This window comes from Kitasatospora sp. NPDC048286 (assembly GCF_043201735.1).
GTDB lineage: Bacteria > Actinomycetota > Actinomycetes > Streptomycetales > Streptomycetaceae > Kitasatospora.
Genome location: NZ_JBICZE010000010.1, coordinates 330,344 through 345,106, shown reverse-complemented (window position 1 = coordinate 345,106; position 14,763 = coordinate 330,344). Strand labels below are relative to the sequence as shown.

The following is a 14,763-nucleotide window of genomic DNA, read 5'->3' as shown; positions in this document are numbered from 1 at the left end:
AAGCCCCTCAGGAAGCTCCGGTCACTTGGCGTCGGCGTAGCAGTCCACCACCGCCGTGCTGAGCGGGAAGCGCACCGGGGTGTCGCCGAACACCAGCCGGCGGGCCTCCTCGGCCGCCTCGGCGATGGCGGAGGCCACCTCGTCGGCGAGGTTGGCCGGGGTGTGCACGATCACCTCGTCGTGCTGGAAGAACACCAGGTGCGGGCGGTCCGCCGGGCTGGGCACCGGCAGCGCGTTCAGTCGGCGGCGCAGCGCCGCGAGCAGGGCGAGCGCCCAGTCGGCGGCACTGGCCTGGATGACGAAGTTGCGGGTGAAGCGGCCACGGGCGCGGGCGGTGCGACCGCCGGCCTCGCCCGCCGTCTCGCCCTCGGTGAGGTCGAGGAAGTCCGCGGAGGCCGGCGGGCAGACCCGGCCGAGCCGGGAGGCGACCACGCCGCCGTCCTCTCCGGTGCGGGCGGCGGCCTCGACGTAGCCCATCGCGGCCGGGTAGCGGCGGTGCAGGGTGTTCAGCAGCGGGCCGATGTCGCCGCTGGTCTGCCCGTACATGGCGCCGAGCAGGCCGAGCTTGGCCTTCTCGCGGTCGCCCTGGAAGGCGTGGGCGGCGAGTGCCTCGTACAGGTCGCCGCCTGCGGCGGTGCGGGCCAGCCCGGCGTCCTGGGAGAGCGCGGCCAGCACCCGCGGCTCCAGCTGGGCGGCGTCGGCGACGACCAGGTGCCAGCCCGGGTCGGCGACCACGGCGCCGCGCAGGATGCGCGGGATCTGCAGGGCGCCGCCGCCGCGGCTGGCCCAGCGGCCGGAGACCACGCCGCCGACCACGTACTCGGGCCGGAACCTGCCGCCGCGGGCCCAGGCGTCCTGCCAGGCCCAGCCGTGGGCGACGTGGATCCGGGACAGCTCCTTGTAGCGGATCATCAGCCGCGCGGCCGGGTGGTCGAGGCCCTTGAGCTCCCAGGAGCGGGTGGAGCCGAGCTGGAGGCCCGCCTCGGCGAAGGCGCGCAGCACCTGGGCGTGCGAGTCGGGGTTGAACGGCTTGGCGCCGAGGGCCTGGTGGAGTTCGACGGCGAGTTCGGCGAGGAGCCTGGGCTGGGTGCCGGAGACGGTCGGGCGGGGGCCGAGCAGCTCGGTCAGCAGCCGGTCGTGGACGTCGGCCCGCCAGGGCAGCCCGTCGTGGGCCATCTCGGCGGCCACCAGGGCGCCGGCCGACTCGGCGGCGACCAGCAGCCGGAACCGCTGCCGGGCGGCCGGGTCGGTGAGGGCGGTGATCCGGCGCTGCTGTTCGGCGTGGACGGCGACCACGGCCGCCAGTGGGTCGGCGCCGGGCGGCAGTTGCAGCCGGTCGGGGGCGAACAGGGTGTCCTGGCCGTCGTCCGCGTCGGCCAGGCCGGGCTCGGGCAGGTCGTCGGGGACGGGCAGGCCGCGCAGCCGGGCCCAGGCCGCGCCGAGCGAGCGGGGCGCGCCGAAGCGGCCCTCGTGCGCCAGCAGCAGCGCCTCGACCAGCCGGAGGTCGTGGCAGCGGGCGAGCCGGTCGGGCAGGTGCGGCAGCAGTGGGGCGTACGCCGAGTCGGCCGCGGCCCAGACCCAGCGCGGACGCTCGGCGGCCTCCCGGGCGGCGACGGCGGCGGCGAGGTCGCGCACGGCCTCCGGCGGGCCGAGCGGGGCGCCCGCGTCGTCCAGCGGCTGGAGCCTGCCGCCGGGGCCGTGCGGATCGGGCGCGAGGGCGGTCCTGGGTGCCACGGGGGCTGCTCCTCTCCGGCGCGCGGTCGGGCGTGCGGGGACGGGGACGGGACGGGGTGCGAGCCCGCGGGCGGGGCGCGCCGCGGCCCGCGACCGACGGGTCCGCGCCGTCGACGTTAACGGGTGGGTCCGACAACGGGCGGCAGGCGGGTTCGGCGGGGGTCGGCGGGCGGGTGTGACAGGCGGGTGCGGCAGGGCCGACGGGTGGTCGTTCGCGGTGGGTGGTAAAGCGCATGAGCGGGGCGGGTGACACGGCGTATGGTCGCGAAATGACCGAGAACCCGTTCTTCCAGGCCAGCCCGCTGGTCTACGAACTCCCGCCGTTCGCCGAGATCCGCGAGGAGCACTACCTGCCCGCGTACGAGCGGGGCATGGCCGAGCAGCTGGTCGAGATCGCTGCGATCACCGCCGACCGGAGCCTGCCGACCTTCGAGAACACCCTGGTGGCCCTGGAGCGCTCCGGGGAGCTGCTGCGCCGGGTCGACGCGGTGTTCCTCAACCAGTCCTCCTCGGACACCACCGACGTGCTGGACGAGGTGGAGGCGAAGGTGAGCCCGCTGCTCGCCGCCCACCACGACGCGATCCACCTGGACCTCGCGCTGTTCGCCCGGATCGAGGCGTTGTACGAGGAGCGCGCCGGGCTCGGCCTGGACCCGGAGTCGCTGCGCCTGCTGGAGCGCCGGTACACCGCCTTCGTGCGGTCCGGCGCCCGCCTGGGCGCGGCCGAGCAGGCCCGGCTGCGCGAGCTGAACGCCGAACTCGCCGCGCTCGGCACCACGTTCCAGCAGAACGTGAACGCCGTCACCCGCTCCGCCGCGCTGGTGCTGGACTCCGCCGAGGAGCTGGCCGGGCTGTCCGAGGGCGCGATCGCCGGCGCCGCGGAGAACGCCCGGGTGCTCGGCCACCCCGGGAAGTACGTGCTGAGCGTGCGGAACACCTCCGGCCAGGCCGAGTTGGCCCAGCTCACCGACCGCTCGGTGCGCGAGCGGCTGCTGGCCGCCTCGCTCGGCCGGGGCCTCGACGTCAACGGCCCGCTGGCGATCCGGACGGCCGCGTTGCGCGCCGAGCGGGCCGCGCTGCTGGGGCACCCGAGCCACGCCTCGTACGTGGTGGCGGACGAGACGGCCGGCACCGTCGAGGCGGTCTCCGGGCTGCTGTCCCGGCTGGTCGGCCCGGCCGTGGCGATGGCCCGCCGGGAGGCCGGGGAGCTGGCCAGGGAGGCCGCCGCGGACGGGATCGGGGAGATCGCCGCGCACGACTGGGCGTACTACTCGGAGAAGGTCCGGCAGAGCTCCTACCAGGTGGACGCGGCGGTGCTGCGTCCGTACTTCGAGCTGGAGCGGGTGCTGCGGGACGGCGTGTTCTTCGCCGCGAACCTGGCGTACGGGGTGAGCTTCACGGAGCGGCCGGACCTGATGGCGCACCACCCGGACGCCCGGGTCTTCGAGGTGTTCGAGGAGGACGGAAGCCCGCTGGGCCTGTTCGTCGGCGACTTCCACGCCCGGGCGTCCAAGCGCGGTGGCGCGTGGATGTCCGAGCTGGTCGCCCAGTCCGGGCTGACCGGGCGGCGGCCGGTGGTGCTGAACAACCTGAACATCCCGCGTCCGGCGCCCGGCGAGCCGGCGCTGATGGACTGGGACGAGGTGCGCACGCTGTTCCACGAGTTCGGGCACGCGCTGCACGGGCTGTTCTCGGACGTGCGCTACCCGCTGTTCTGGGGCACCTCGGTGCCCCGGGACTTCGTCGAGTTCCCCTCGCAGGTCAACGAGATGTGGATGGTCCGGCCGGAGGTGCTGGCCAACTACGCCCGCCACCACGCGACCGGGGAGGCGCTGCCGGCCGAGCTGGTCGAGCGGATGACGGCGGCCGAGGGCTTCGGTCAGGGCTTCCGGACGGTGGAGTACCTGGCGGCCACGCTGCTGGACTGGGCGTGGCACACCGTGCCGCGGGGCACGGAGATCGCGGACGCCGAGGAGTTCGAGGCGCGGGCGCTCGCCGCGGCCGGGATCGCCGTGGACGCGATCCCGCCGCGCTACCGGACGGCGTACTTCCAGCACATCTTCGCCAGCGGCTACAGCGCGGCGTACTACGCGTACATCTGGTCGGAGGTGCTGGACGCCGACACCGTGCAGTGGTTCGAGACCAACGGCCGCCCGGTGCGGGAGAGCGGCGAGCTGTTCCGCCGCGAGCTGCTGTCGCGCGGGTTCAGCCGGGACCCGCTGGAGTCCTTCCGCGCGGTGGTCGGGCGGGCGCCGGAGACCGGGCCGCTGCTGGCCCGCCGGGGGCTGGCGTGAGCGGCGGCCCGGCCACGACGCTCACCGGGCGGCTCACCGGGCGGCTCACCGGGCGGCTCACCGGGTTGCTCGCCGGGCGGTTCACCGCGCGGTGAGCGTGACCGTCACGGTCGTGCCCGGGCGGGCGTGCGGGAGCCGGATGCGTACGGTTCCCGCGTGCCCGCCCGTCGGCTGCTCGACCTCGACCCGGGCGCCGGCCGGGGCGACGGTGACCGCGGCCCCGTGCGGGAACGCGGCCGGGGGAAGCAGGAGTTCGCTGCCGCGTCCGGTGCCGTCGGCGCGCCAGCTCACGCCGGTGGCGGCCGTCCGGACGTCCGTGCCCGCGACGGCCACCGGGTACGGGCCGAAGGCGGGCTCGTCGCCGGGGGCGGGGCGCCCGGCCGGGTCGAGCGCGCAGTAGCCGCCGGCGCCCCGGCACCAGTACCACATCGTCCAGCCCTCGGCGAAGCCGTCCATCGCGGCGACCTGACGGCGGACCAGCTCGGCGTTGCCCGGGGTGCGGGAGTTCGGCGGGCCCCACTCGCCGACCAGGACGGGCAGGCGGTGGGCGGCCGGGTAGTCGGTGATCGCGGCGGTGTACCGCTCGACGAAGCCGCCGGCCGGATCCCAGTCGGCGCCGCCCTCGACCGCGGTGTCGTAGAAGTGCGGCGCGTAGCCGAGCCGGGGTGCGCCGGGGCGCGGGTCGGCGAAGCCGGGCAGCCGGGTGGGCACGCCCTGGCCGACCAGCACGGTGGGTTCCACGAACAGCCAGGCGCGGGAGTCGGACCGGCGCACGGCGGCGATCAGGCGGCGGTACATGTCGGCGAGCCGGCCCTGCTCCAGGGCGGCGGCGGAGGCGGCCAGCACGGCCGGGTCGGTCGGGTCGCCGTCCACCGGGCCGAACGGCTCGTTGAACAGGTCGTAGCCCAACAGCGAGCGGTGGCCGCGCAGTTCGCGGGCGAGTCGGGTGTAGAAGTCGGCCTGCCAGGCGCGCAGGTCGGGGTCGTCGTAGAGGTGCCGGAAGGCGGCCTGGACGGCGGGCTGGAAGTAGCCGGCGAACCAGTCGTCCGGGTCCGGGGTGAAGGGCAGGTCGTCGTCCCGGGTGGCCCAGGCGGGGACGCCGTTGTTGCCGCCGACGAACTTGGGCCCGTAGACGTCCTGGTGGAAGTCGACCAGGACCAGCAGGCCGAGCCGGTCGGCCCGGTCGAGGAGCCGCTGGAGGCGGCGCAGCTCGGTGGCGTCGAGGTGGCCGCGCCGGGGTTCCAGCCTGGTCCAGGAGACCGGCAGCCGGACCAGGGTGAAGCCCTGGGCGGCGACGGAGTCGAGGTCGGCCGGGGTGGCCTCGGCGTACTTGTCGAGGTTGAAGCCGCGCAGCCGCAGGTGGCGGCCCTGGGCGTCGGTGAGGGAGGTGCGGCCGTCGGCGGCGGTGACGGTGCCGGTGGGGAATCGGTCCGGCGGCCCGTCGTGGGCCGAGGCCGGGACGGCGGTGAGGGCGGCGGTGGCGGCGAGCAGCAGGGCGACAGCGGTGCGGCGCAGGCGCATCGGGGACCTCGCACGGCAGGGGTGGGGGTGGGGCCCGATGATGCCCGGACTGTCGTGTGCCGCACAAGAGTTCAGTCGGCGGAGGGTGCGGTCCGCGGGTGCTCCGGCCGGCGGGCGCAACGGTCGGCGGACGTGTCGGCCGGCGGACGGTTCAGCCGGCGGACGGTTCCGGCGCGGGCGGCAGGACGGCGGTCGGCAGGTCCGCGGCGGCGGCCAGCCGGCCCCAGAGCAGGTCGGCCAGCGCCTGCACCATCCGGGTGCGTGAGCAGGGCTTGCTCTCCAGCCACCAGTCCCCGGCGGCCAGCACCATGCCGGTGATGCCCCGGCCCCAGGCCTCGGCGAGCAGGTCGCGGTCGGCGCCGAGGTCGACCTGGCTCTGCACGGCCCGGGTGATCTCCTCGGCGATCTGCCGGAGCGCGGGGGCGAGCGCGTTGCCGGCGCCGCTCGGGTCGCCCGGCTCGGGGTGGGTGAGCAGCCGGTAGACCTGGGGGCGGGCCTCGATCCCGGCGAGGTAGGTGTCCAGGACGTGCTCGACCCGGTCGCGGCGCTCCAGCGGTTCGGCGAGGGCGGCCCGGACGGCGGCCAGCAGGCCGCCGGTGTGGCGTTCGGTCAGGGCTCTGATCAGGCCGTTCCGGTCGCCGAAGTGGCGGTAGAGGATCGGCTTGGTGATGCCGGCCTCGGCGGCGATGGCGTTCATGCTGGCGCCCGGCCCCTCGCGTTGGATGACCCGGTCGGCGGCGTTGAGCAGCTGCTCGCGGCGGGGCTCTCGGGACATGCGCTGCTCCTCGGGTCGGGTTCGGGCGGGGTCTGCCTGGGCGTTGACACCGGTTACCAATCAGTAGCAGACTCCGACGATGTTACCCGAGGTAACACCCCGGTCGGCCGCACACGTCTTCGGAGGCAAGCACCATGAGCAGCACGTTCTCGCTGGATCCGGGCGCGGACCAGCTCGCCGTACGCGACTGGCTGCACGGCTTCGCCGCCGACGTGATGCGCCCGGCCGCGGCCGAGTGGGACGAGCGCGAGGAGACTCCCTGGCCGGTCATCCAGGAGGCCGCCAAGCTGGGCATCTACTCACTGGACTTCTACGCCCAGCAGTACTTCGACCCCTCCGGCGTCGGCATCCCGATCGCCATGGAGGAGCTGTTCTGGGGCGACGCGGGCATCGGGCTGTCCATCGTCGGCACCACCCTGGCCGCCGTCGCGGTGCTGGCCAACGGCACCGACGAGCAGATCGGCACCTGGACCCCGCAGATGTTCGGCACCCCCGAGGACGTCAAGGTGGCCGCCTTCTGCTCCTCCGAGCCGGACGCCGGCTCCGACGTCTCGGCGCTGCGCACCCGGGCGGTGTACGACGAGGCCAAGGACGAGTGGGTGCTCGACGGCACCAAGACCTGGGCCACCAACGGCGGGATCGCCGCCGTCCACGTGGTGGTCGCCACCGTCGACCCGGAGCTCGGCGCGAAGGGCCAGGCCTCCTTCGTCGTCCCGCCGGGCACCCCGGGGCTGAGCCAGGGCCAGAAGTTCAAGAAGCACGGCATCCGCGCCTCGCACACCGCTGAGGTGGTACTGGACGGCGTCCGGGTGCCCGGCAGCTGCCTGCTCGGCGGCAAGGAGAAGCTGGACGAGCGCCTCGCCCGGGCCCGCGAGGGCGTCAAGCGCCCGGGCGGCAGGGGCAACGCGGCGATGGCCACCTTCGAGGCCTCCCGCCCGGCCGTCGGCGCGCAGGCGATCGGCATCGCCCGGGCCGCGTACGAGGTGGCGCTGGACTACGCGAAGACCCGGGAGCAGTTCGGCCGGCCGATCATCGACAACCAGGGCGTGGCCTTCCAGCTCGCCGACATGCGGACCCGGATCGACGCGGCCCGGCTGCTGGTCTGGCGGGCCTCCTGGATGGCCGTCAACAACCAGCCGTTCACCGCGGCCGAGGGCTCGATGTCCAAGCTGTACGCGGGCGAGACCGCCAAGTACGTGACCGCGCAGGCGATGCAGATCCTCGGCGGCAACGGCTTCACCCGCGAGTACCCGGTGGAGCGGATGCACCGGGACAGCGCGATCTACTCGATCTTCGAGGGGACCAGCGAGATCCAGCGACTGGTGATCGCCCGGGCGATCTCGGGGACGCCGATCCGCTGACTCAGCGGGCCAGCCAGAAGGTGAGGCCGGCGGTGACCGCGCCCACCACCGCGCCGACGACGGTCTGCGCGGTGGTGTGGTCCCGCAGCACCACCCGGGACCAGCCGATCACCGGGACCAGCGGGCCGAGCAGCAGCCAGAGCGGGCCGAGCGCGACGGCGAGGCAGACCACCGCGCCGGTGGCCACGGCGGTGTGCACGGAGACCTTCCACCAGGCGGTGATCACCAGGATCGGGACCAGCGAGGCGAACATCGCCAGTACCAGCGCGGTCAGGTCGGTCGGGGCGTCCAGTGCGATCATCACCGCGAAGCCGAGCAGCACCGAGGCCATGATGAGCGGGAAGACGGTCAGCCGGCGCTGCCGCCGGCCGACGTGGCGGTCCGTCACGGTGCCCTTGCGCATGCCGTACCGGATGATCAGGGTCGGGACGACGGCGGCGAACAGGACGGCGAACAGCGCCCAGCCGATGCCCGGCCAGCCGTAGCGCAGGCCGCCCAGCAGCGGGAGCAGCGCGAGGATCACGTTCTTCGGCTCCAGGCCGTCGGTGATCCGGCGGGCCCAGATCGTCCGGCTGGTGGGGGCGGGCGCGGCCTCGGCCTCGGTCGTCATCGGGGTGGTGCTCCGGGGGCGTGTGGGGGCGGGCGGGTCTCGGTCGGATGATCGTATGGGTCGTGGGGTGCGGCCCGAGCCCTCAGGGGCGGGTGGGGCTCCGGAGCGGGCGGGGCTCAGAAGCGGGCGGGGCGGCCCTCCAGGAAGGCGGCCAGGCCCTCGCGGACGTCCGAGCCCTCCCGCGAGCGGAGCAGCCAGGGGGCCAGGACCTCGTCGGCCCGCTCGGGCGGGGCGTCCAGGACGGCCTTGGCCGCGCCGATGGTGTGGGTCGAGCGGCGGGTCAGCAGCCGGGCGAAGTCCAGGGCGGCGGCGTCCAGTTCGGCGTCCGGCAGGACGCGTTCGGCCAGGCCCAGCGGCGGGGCGTCCCGGCCGGTCACCAACTCGCCCGAGAACAGCAGGTACTTGGCCCGGGCCGGGCCGATCAGCCGGGACAGCCGTACGGTCGGCACCGCCGAGTAGACCACGCCGAGCTTGGCCGGGGTGATCCCGAGCCGGGCGTCCTCGGCGACGAAGCGCAGGTCGCAGGCGACGGCCAGTTGGCAGCCGCCGCCGACGCAGGCGCCGTGCACCACGGCGAGGGTCGGGTGCGGGAAGGCCGCCAGCGCCTCCTCGGCGGCGACGTTGGTCGCGTGGTAGGCCTCCGCGCGGTCCGGATCGCCGTACACCTCGGAGAGTTCGGCGATGTCCGCGCCCGCGCTGAAGGTGTTGCCGGCGCCGGTGAGCAGCAGGACGCGCACGCCCTCGTCGTCGGCCAGCTGCTCGAGCACCTTGGGCAGCGCCTGCCAGATCGCCAGGGTCACCGCGTTGCGGCGGTGCGGGCGGGCGAACTCCAGTACCGCGACGCCGTCCTCGCCGACGTACGCGTTGAGGCCCTCGGCCTGCGCGGGCAGGGCGGAGCGGTCCCGCGTGAGCAGCGGCTGGTCCATGCGCACCTCCGGTCGGTCGTGGTGCGCCAACTCTCTCAGGCGGTGCCGGAGCCGTAGTCGCCGAGGCCGTGTTCGATCAGGGCGAAGGCGCGGCGGGCCTGGTCGAGGGCCGCGGGCAGGGCGTCCGCGGCGCGCCCGCCGGCCAGCATCCGGCGCTGGTTCTCGCCGGTCAGGGTCAGTTGGGCGGCGAGCAGTTGGGCGGCGGCGATCCTGGCGGTGAGCTCCTCGCCGGCCGGGTCCTGCGCCAGCAGCTCGGCCGTCAGCAGGGCCTGTGCCCGGTGGTCGTAGCCGGTGGTGGCGCGCAGGAGCAGGGCCGGGGTCCGGTGGATCACCCGGACCACGTCGAGCACGACCGGGTCGTCGCTCAGCCCGGTGGAGGGGTCGAACCGCTCCAGCGCGGCCAGGTAGTGCGCGCGCAGCGCCGCCACGGCGGAGGTGCCCGGAGCGCGTTCGCGCACCACCCGGGCCGGCTCGTCGAGGTGCTGCTCCATCGGGCTCATGACCAGGTCTTCCTTGCTGGGGAAGTAGTTGAAGACGGTCATCTTGGACACCTCGGCGGCGGCCGCGATCTCGGCCACCGAGACCTGGTCGAAGCCGCGTTCGGCGAACAGCCCGACCGCGGTGCGCCAGAGCCGGATGCCGGTCTGGATCTTCTTGCGCTCCCGCAGGGGGAGTGCGTCGAGGTCGAGGCCGGCGTCGAATCCGGGGTGGGTCGCCATGGGGGGACTGTACCAGGCTCAAATGTTGACCGGGCAGAAAGATTGGTCTGGATGAAGAATTGACCCGGTCTAAAAAGCCTGCCATGGTGAGGGCGTAGCGCCGGCCACCCCGGTTCCGGCGCGAACTCCACGGACCCTGGGGGGATTTGACCATGGCCATCACCGCCGCACCCGCGCCGCCCGATGCCGCCGCCGCGCTGATGACACCCGTCCAGCGCAAGGTGGGCATGCTGCTCTGCCTGGTCACGATCGTGCTGGCGGTGCTCGACATGAACATCGTGTCGGCGGCCACCGTGCCGATCGTCCGGGACCTCGACCCCGTCCACGGCGTCGACCGGCTGCCCTGGCTGGTCAGCGCGTTCGCCCTGGCCGCGACCGCGCTGCTGCCGCTGTACGGCAGGCTCTGCGACGTGTACGGCGCCAAGCGCGTGCTGCTCGGGGCGGTCGGCACCTTCCTGCTCGGCTCGGCGCTCTGCGGGGCGGCGCAGTCGATGGGCCAGCTGATCGCCTTCCGGGCGGTGCAGGGCATCGGCGGCGGCGGGCTGATGAGCGTCACCATGGTGGTCATAGCCCAGTTCAAGGAGCCGGAGGAGCGCGGCGGCAAGGGCGGCGCGGTGGGCGGGATCGTCGCGGGCCTCGGCATGGCGGTCGGGCCGCTGGTCGGCGCGCTGTTCACCGACCACCTGGGCTGGCGGTGGATCTTCTACCTCAACCTGCCGCTCGGGCTGCTGGTCCTGGTCGGCGTCGCCCTGGTGGTCAAGGTCCCGTCGACGACCGGCCGCCGGAGCCTGGACTTCACCGGCGCGGCCCTCGCGGCGGCCTTCTCGGTCGGTCTGCTGCTGGTCACCGAGTGGGGCGGCACGGAGTACGCCTGGACGTCCCCGGTGATCCTCGGGCTGGCGGCCGCGACCCTGGGCGCGTTCGGCCTCTTCCTGTGGCGCCAGGCCACCGCCGCCGAGCCGGTGCTGCCGCTGTCGCTGTTCCGGATCCGCGCGGTGCGGCTGGGCTTCGCGATCCAGGGCCTGGTCGGGATGGGCATGATCGGCTCGATCGTCTACGTGATGCTCTACCTGCAGGTCGCCCGGGGCGTCGCCCCGACCTCGGCCAGCCTCTACCTGATCCCGATGGCGGCCGGGATGACGGCGTCCGGGATCGTGGCCGGCCGGCTGAGCGGGCGCGGCCACTCGACCCGGACGTTCCCGGCGGTCGGCGCGGGCTGCTCGGCGCTCGCCCTCGCCCTGCTCGGCCTCAGCGGACCGGACACCGGGCTGTGGGCGGTGCTGGCCGAACTCGCCCTGCTGGGCTGCGGGCTGGGGCAGCTGATCGGCCAGCTGATCACGGTGGTGCAGGAGGCCGCGCCCCGGCACCAGCTGGGGGTGGCGACCACCGGGATCCGGTTCTTCCAGAGCCTCGGCAGCGCGCTCGGCGCGGCGCTGTTCGGCACCGTGCTGTCCCGGGTCTTCGCGGCGGGGGAGCCGGGGCGGTCGCTCGGCGCGGTCGGCGCGCTGGCCGGTGCGGCGCGGGAGCACGCGGTGCGCAGCTTCACGGACGCGGTGGACGTGGTGTTCCTGTCGGCGGGCGGGGTGCTGGCGCTGGCGCTGGTGTGCGCGCTGCGGCTGCGGTCGACGGAGGAGGCCCCGGCCGCCTGACGGGGGTGGCGGCCGAGGCGGCGGGGCCCGGTGGACGGGGGAGTCCACCGGGCCCCGCGCTGTCGCGGTTGCGGGCCCGGCCGGTTCTTCGGGCCCTCAGGCCCTGCCGGTTCCTCGGGCCCGGCCGTTTCTCAGGCCCGGCCGGTCCACTCCGAGGCCAGGATGGACCAGATCTCCTTGTCGTAGCGGACCCCGTTGTACGGGAACCATTCGCGCAGGACGCCGTCACGGGTCATGCCGACCCGCTCGGCGACCGCCCGGCTGCGGGCGTTGACGGAGGAGCACCACCACTCGGCGCGGTGCATGCCGCGGGTGACGAAGGCGTAGTCGAGCAGCTGCCTGACGGCCGCGGTGACCAGCCCGTGGCCCTCGCCGGCCGGCTCGGTCCAGGCGCCGATCTCGCAGACGCCGGACCGGGCGTCGAAGTTCACGAACATCACGCCGCCGACCAGCGTGCCGTCCAGCCAGATGCCGTAGATCCGCTTCTGGTCGGTGTTCAGGCCGTCGGCGTAGCGCTGGAGGGTGGCGCGGGCGGAGTCCAGGTCGACGGAGAAGGTGGCCCAGGGGATCCACGGGTCGGTGTGGGCGCGGGCGCGGTCCAGGTGGGTCAGGAACTCGGGGGCCTGCCAGGGCTCCAGCGGGCGCAGTTCGGCGTTCTCGGTGAGCGGTACGGCAAACACGGGCGGCCTTTCAGGGTGGTGCCGAGGTTGGCTGGATCATTCATAACAAACGTTTGGTATGTACGATAGCCCCCATGACACCGGCCCGCGGAGACCACGACGCCCGACGTTCCGAAGTGTCCGAGGGGGTGTGGCGCGTGCTCTCCAGTCGGGGCTTCGAGGGGCTGACGCTGCGTGCGGTGGCCGCCGAACTGGGCGCCTCCACCGGGCTGTTGACGCACTACTTCCCGAACAAGCGGGCGCTGCTGAGCCACGCGCTGGAGGAGCTGGACCGGCGCTCGCTGGCCCGGCCGCGGCGCACCGAGCCGGCGGACGGCGGCCCGCCGCCGTCCGGGCTGGCCCGGGTGCGGGCGTCGCTGCTGGACGTCCTGCCGCTGGACGACGAGGCCGCGGCCGACAACCGGATCTGGGTCGGCTCCTGGGACCACGCCCTGGCCGATCCGGAGCTGGCGGACGCCCACGCGGGCCGCTACGCGCGCTCGCGCACCGCGCTCACGGCGCACGTCGCGGACGCCCAGCGGCTGGGGGAGCTTCCGGCACAGGCCGACCCGGCGGCGCTCGCGGCGGGGGCGCAGGCCTTCGTGCTGGGCCTGGTGGTGCAGGCGCTGTTCGCCCCGGAGGAGTTCCCGGCGCAGCGGCAGACGGAGCTGCTGGACGCCTATCTGGCCGGGCTGGCGGAGTAGGCCGGGCCCGGTGGGCGGAGCGGGGCTGTTCCGTTCCGTTCCGTGCGAGGGATTCGCCGGGAATTCCGGTTGTTCCGGTTGACCCCGTTTTCGGCCGCGTATTCGCGGCGCTCACCGACACGCATGGTCACGAGTTCTGTGCGATGCGTGCGCGGCTTGTTCACCGCGGGGGATTACGGGGTGGCCCGGAACGGATACGGAAAGTGTTCGCCGACTCGTTGGCCTGCGGAATTGCCGAGTGGTGCCCCCAGCAGGATTCGAACCTGCGACCTACCGCTTAGAAGGCGGGTGCTCTATCCGCTGAGCTATGGGGGCGCGACGGGCGGCGTCCTGGCGGGCGCGACCGTGGCCGGGATCGGGCTGGCGAGCGCCGGGGCGCGCGCTGTCCGGCCCCGTACCTGAGGGAGGGGTGGGGGCGGCGGGCCCTCGCCCTGTCGGGGACAGGATAAGGGTGACCGGTTCCCCGGCCGGGTGTGACGACACCGCCGTTGGTGTGTCGGTTCGGTGGAGCGGTCCGATAATCGCAGGTGAAGGCCGTGAGTGCAGCGGTCTGGGAGTGTTCCGCGCCGGACGTTGTGCAGTCGTTACGGGGCTGCCTCCTCACCCGTTATGGATTCGGCACGGAGAATGTGCCGCCGACGGCGCGGGTGGGGGGCCTTAATCGCGCTTGCCCCGGTCGGATGACGTGCGTGGACGGCTGTCGGGGCGCGTTCCGCCGCGTGATCCCGGGCGGGTTCGGCGGTGCGCCGGCGGGGCGGCGAGCAGCGGGTTTGTTGTCATGGCCGCGAAGAAGCGGGGGTGAAGCGGCTGCGGAGGGCTGAAATTCACCCCTGCGAGTGACAGCAGTTCCGTAGTGGCGAGTTATCCACAGGATTTCGGAAGTCGGTGGCCGGGATTTCCCCGGAAGTGCACGCTCAAGGCGCACCGGTCGATTCCGTACGGTGCATCGGCGAGAGCGGAGGGTGTGCCGTGAGTGAGACGCATGTGACGGTGATCGGCAATGTGGCGACGGAGGTGAGCTACGGCGAAACCAGCGGCGGGGTGCCGATGGCCAACTTCCGGCTCGCCTGCACCGAGCGGAGGTACGACCGGCAGCGCGAGTGCTGGGTGGACGGCGAGACGCAGTGGGTGACGGTGACGGCCTGGCGGGCGCTGGCGGTCAACCTGATCGGCTCGCTGGCCAAGGGCGATCCGGTGCTGGTGAGCGGTCGGCTGCGGGTGCGCGAGTGGACGGAGGGGGAGGTGAAGCGGAGCCGGGTCGAGATCGACGCGCGATCGGTCGGACACGATCTCACCCGTGGTACCACGGCGTTCCGGTGGGCGACGGGGGTGCGCGGGCAGCCGCCGGCCGGCCCCGGACCGGGGGGCGCGGAGGCCGGGGGTGAGGTGGTGCCGGAGTGGATCGTCAGCGCGGTGGAGGCGCGCAGGGGTTCCGGGGCGCCGTACGGGGCGGCGCCCGCCCCGGCCCCGGCATCGCTGGCGGCAGCCGCCGTGCGGGCGCTGCCGGTGGGCGGGCGGCCGGCGGCGGGGGAGTCGGGCGAGGTGCCCGGGCGGGAGCGGGGAGGTGACGCCGGAGGGGCGCTCTGATCCGACGGGTCGGTGACCTTCCTGTCGACAAATATGTTGATCGAGATGGCCGTTGTACCCGCGTGCGCAATCCGACGGGATAACAGAAAACCGCATGCGAGTTTCTGGTCGGTCGTCAGCTTGTGTGGGACCTGAGGGGATTGATAACGATCCAGATACGGAATCGTCCTGATTTCGCATGGGGGTTTCGGGGCCTCCGGGGCTCAATAGGATTCGTCTGGTTC

General features: G+C 74.1%; 12 protein-coding genes and 1 tRNA gene. 5 read left to right on the top strand and 8 right to left on the bottom strand.

From position 1 onward, the window contains the following. Positions 1–21: 21 nt before the first annotated feature. Positions 22–1,734: a bifunctional 3'-5' exonuclease/DNA polymerase gene (locus ACGF13_RS25265; protein WP_392878805.1), complete on the bottom strand. Its 1,713-nt coding sequence runs from the start codon at positions 1,732–1,734 to the stop codon at positions 22–24. Positions 1,735–2,003: 269 nt separating this feature from the next. Here ACGF13_RS25265 and ACGF13_RS25260 point away from each other — a divergent pair, with 269 nt between their 5' ends. Beyond that, the gene (locus ACGF13_RS25260; protein ID WP_392878802.1) at positions 2,004–4,028 is read left to right on the top strand and encodes a M3 family metallopeptidase; all 2,025 of its coding nucleotides are present in this window, start codon (positions 2,004–2,006) and stop codon (positions 4,026–4,028) included. A gap of 81 nt (positions 4,029–4,109) precedes the next feature. Here ACGF13_RS25260 and ACGF13_RS25255 read toward each other — a convergent pair whose 3' ends face one another. Then, positions 4,110–5,549 carry a cellulase family glycosylhydrolase gene (locus ACGF13_RS25255; protein ID WP_392878799.1) on the bottom strand — a complete coding sequence of 480 codons (1,440 nt, stop codon included), beginning with the start codon at positions 5,547–5,549 and terminating at the stop codon, positions 4,110–4,112. 151 nt (positions 5,550–5,700) lie between these two features. Continuing rightward, on the bottom strand, positions 5,701–6,324 hold the full coding sequence (locus ACGF13_RS25250) for a TetR family transcriptional regulator (RefSeq protein WP_392878796.1): 624 nt from the start codon (positions 6,322–6,324) through the stop codon (positions 5,701–5,703). 134 nt (positions 6,325–6,458) lie between these two features. Here ACGF13_RS25250 and ACGF13_RS25245 point away from each other — a divergent pair, with 134 nt between their 5' ends. After that, on the top strand, positions 6,459–7,685 hold the full coding sequence (locus tag ACGF13_RS25245) for an acyl-CoA dehydrogenase family protein (protein ID WP_392878793.1): 1,227 nt from the start codon (positions 6,459–6,461) through the stop codon (positions 7,683–7,685). Position 7,686: 1 nt separating this feature from the next. Here the strand turns inward: ACGF13_RS25245 and ACGF13_RS25240 are convergent, their stop codons facing one another. From ACGF13_RS25240 to ACGF13_RS25230, 3 genes are all read right to left on the bottom strand, one after another. Then, the gene (locus ACGF13_RS25240) at positions 7,687–8,295 is read right to left on the bottom strand and encodes a hypothetical protein (RefSeq protein ID WP_392878790.1); all 609 of its coding nucleotides are present in this window, start codon (positions 8,293–8,295) and stop codon (positions 7,687–7,689) included. A 116-nt stretch (positions 8,296–8,411) separates the two neighbouring features. Beyond that, complete coding sequence (locus ACGF13_RS25235; protein ID WP_392878788.1) at positions 8,412–9,221, bottom strand: enoyl-CoA hydratase/isomerase family protein; 810 nt, start codon at positions 9,219–9,221, stop codon at positions 8,412–8,414. Between the two features lie 35 nt (positions 9,222–9,256). Beyond that, entirely contained in the window at positions 9,257–9,940 is a 684-nt protein-coding gene (locus ACGF13_RS25230) for a TetR family transcriptional regulator (protein ID WP_392878785.1), read from the bottom strand. Between the two features lie 152 nt (positions 9,941–10,092). Between ACGF13_RS25230 and ACGF13_RS25225 the strand changes: the two genes are divergently transcribed. Next, positions 10,093–11,589 carry an MFS transporter gene (locus ACGF13_RS25225; protein ID WP_392878783.1) on the top strand — a complete coding sequence of 499 codons (1,497 nt, stop codon included), beginning with the start codon at positions 10,093–10,095 and terminating at the stop codon, positions 11,587–11,589. Between the two features lie 131 nt (positions 11,590–11,720). On the opposite strand, the gene ACGF13_RS25220 is transcribed toward ACGF13_RS25225, so the two are convergent. Further along, entirely contained in the window at positions 11,721–12,269 is a 549-nt protein-coding gene (locus tag ACGF13_RS25220; RefSeq protein ID WP_392878781.1) for a GNAT family N-acetyltransferase, read from the bottom strand. A gap of 74 nt (positions 12,270–12,343) precedes the next feature. Here ACGF13_RS25220 and ACGF13_RS25215 point away from each other — a divergent pair, with 74 nt between their 5' ends. Beyond that, positions 12,344–12,952 (top strand): TetR/AcrR family transcriptional regulator, encoded by a 609-nt coding sequence (locus ACGF13_RS25215; RefSeq protein ID WP_392878779.1) that lies wholly within the window; start codon positions 12,344–12,346, stop codon positions 12,950–12,952. Between the two features lie 239 nt (positions 12,953–13,191). On the opposite strand, the gene ACGF13_RS25210 is transcribed toward ACGF13_RS25215, so the two are convergent. Then, positions 13,192–13,267: transfer RNA gene (locus ACGF13_RS25210), tRNA-Arg, on the bottom strand. A gap of 654 nt (positions 13,268–13,921) precedes the next feature. Between ACGF13_RS25210 and ACGF13_RS25205 the strand changes: the two genes are divergently transcribed. After that, positions 13,922–14,539 carry a single-stranded DNA-binding protein gene (locus ACGF13_RS25205; RefSeq protein WP_392878776.1) on the top strand — a complete coding sequence of 206 codons (618 nt, stop codon included), beginning with the start codon at positions 13,922–13,924 and terminating at the stop codon, positions 14,537–14,539. Positions 14,540–14,763 lie beyond the last annotated feature (224 nt).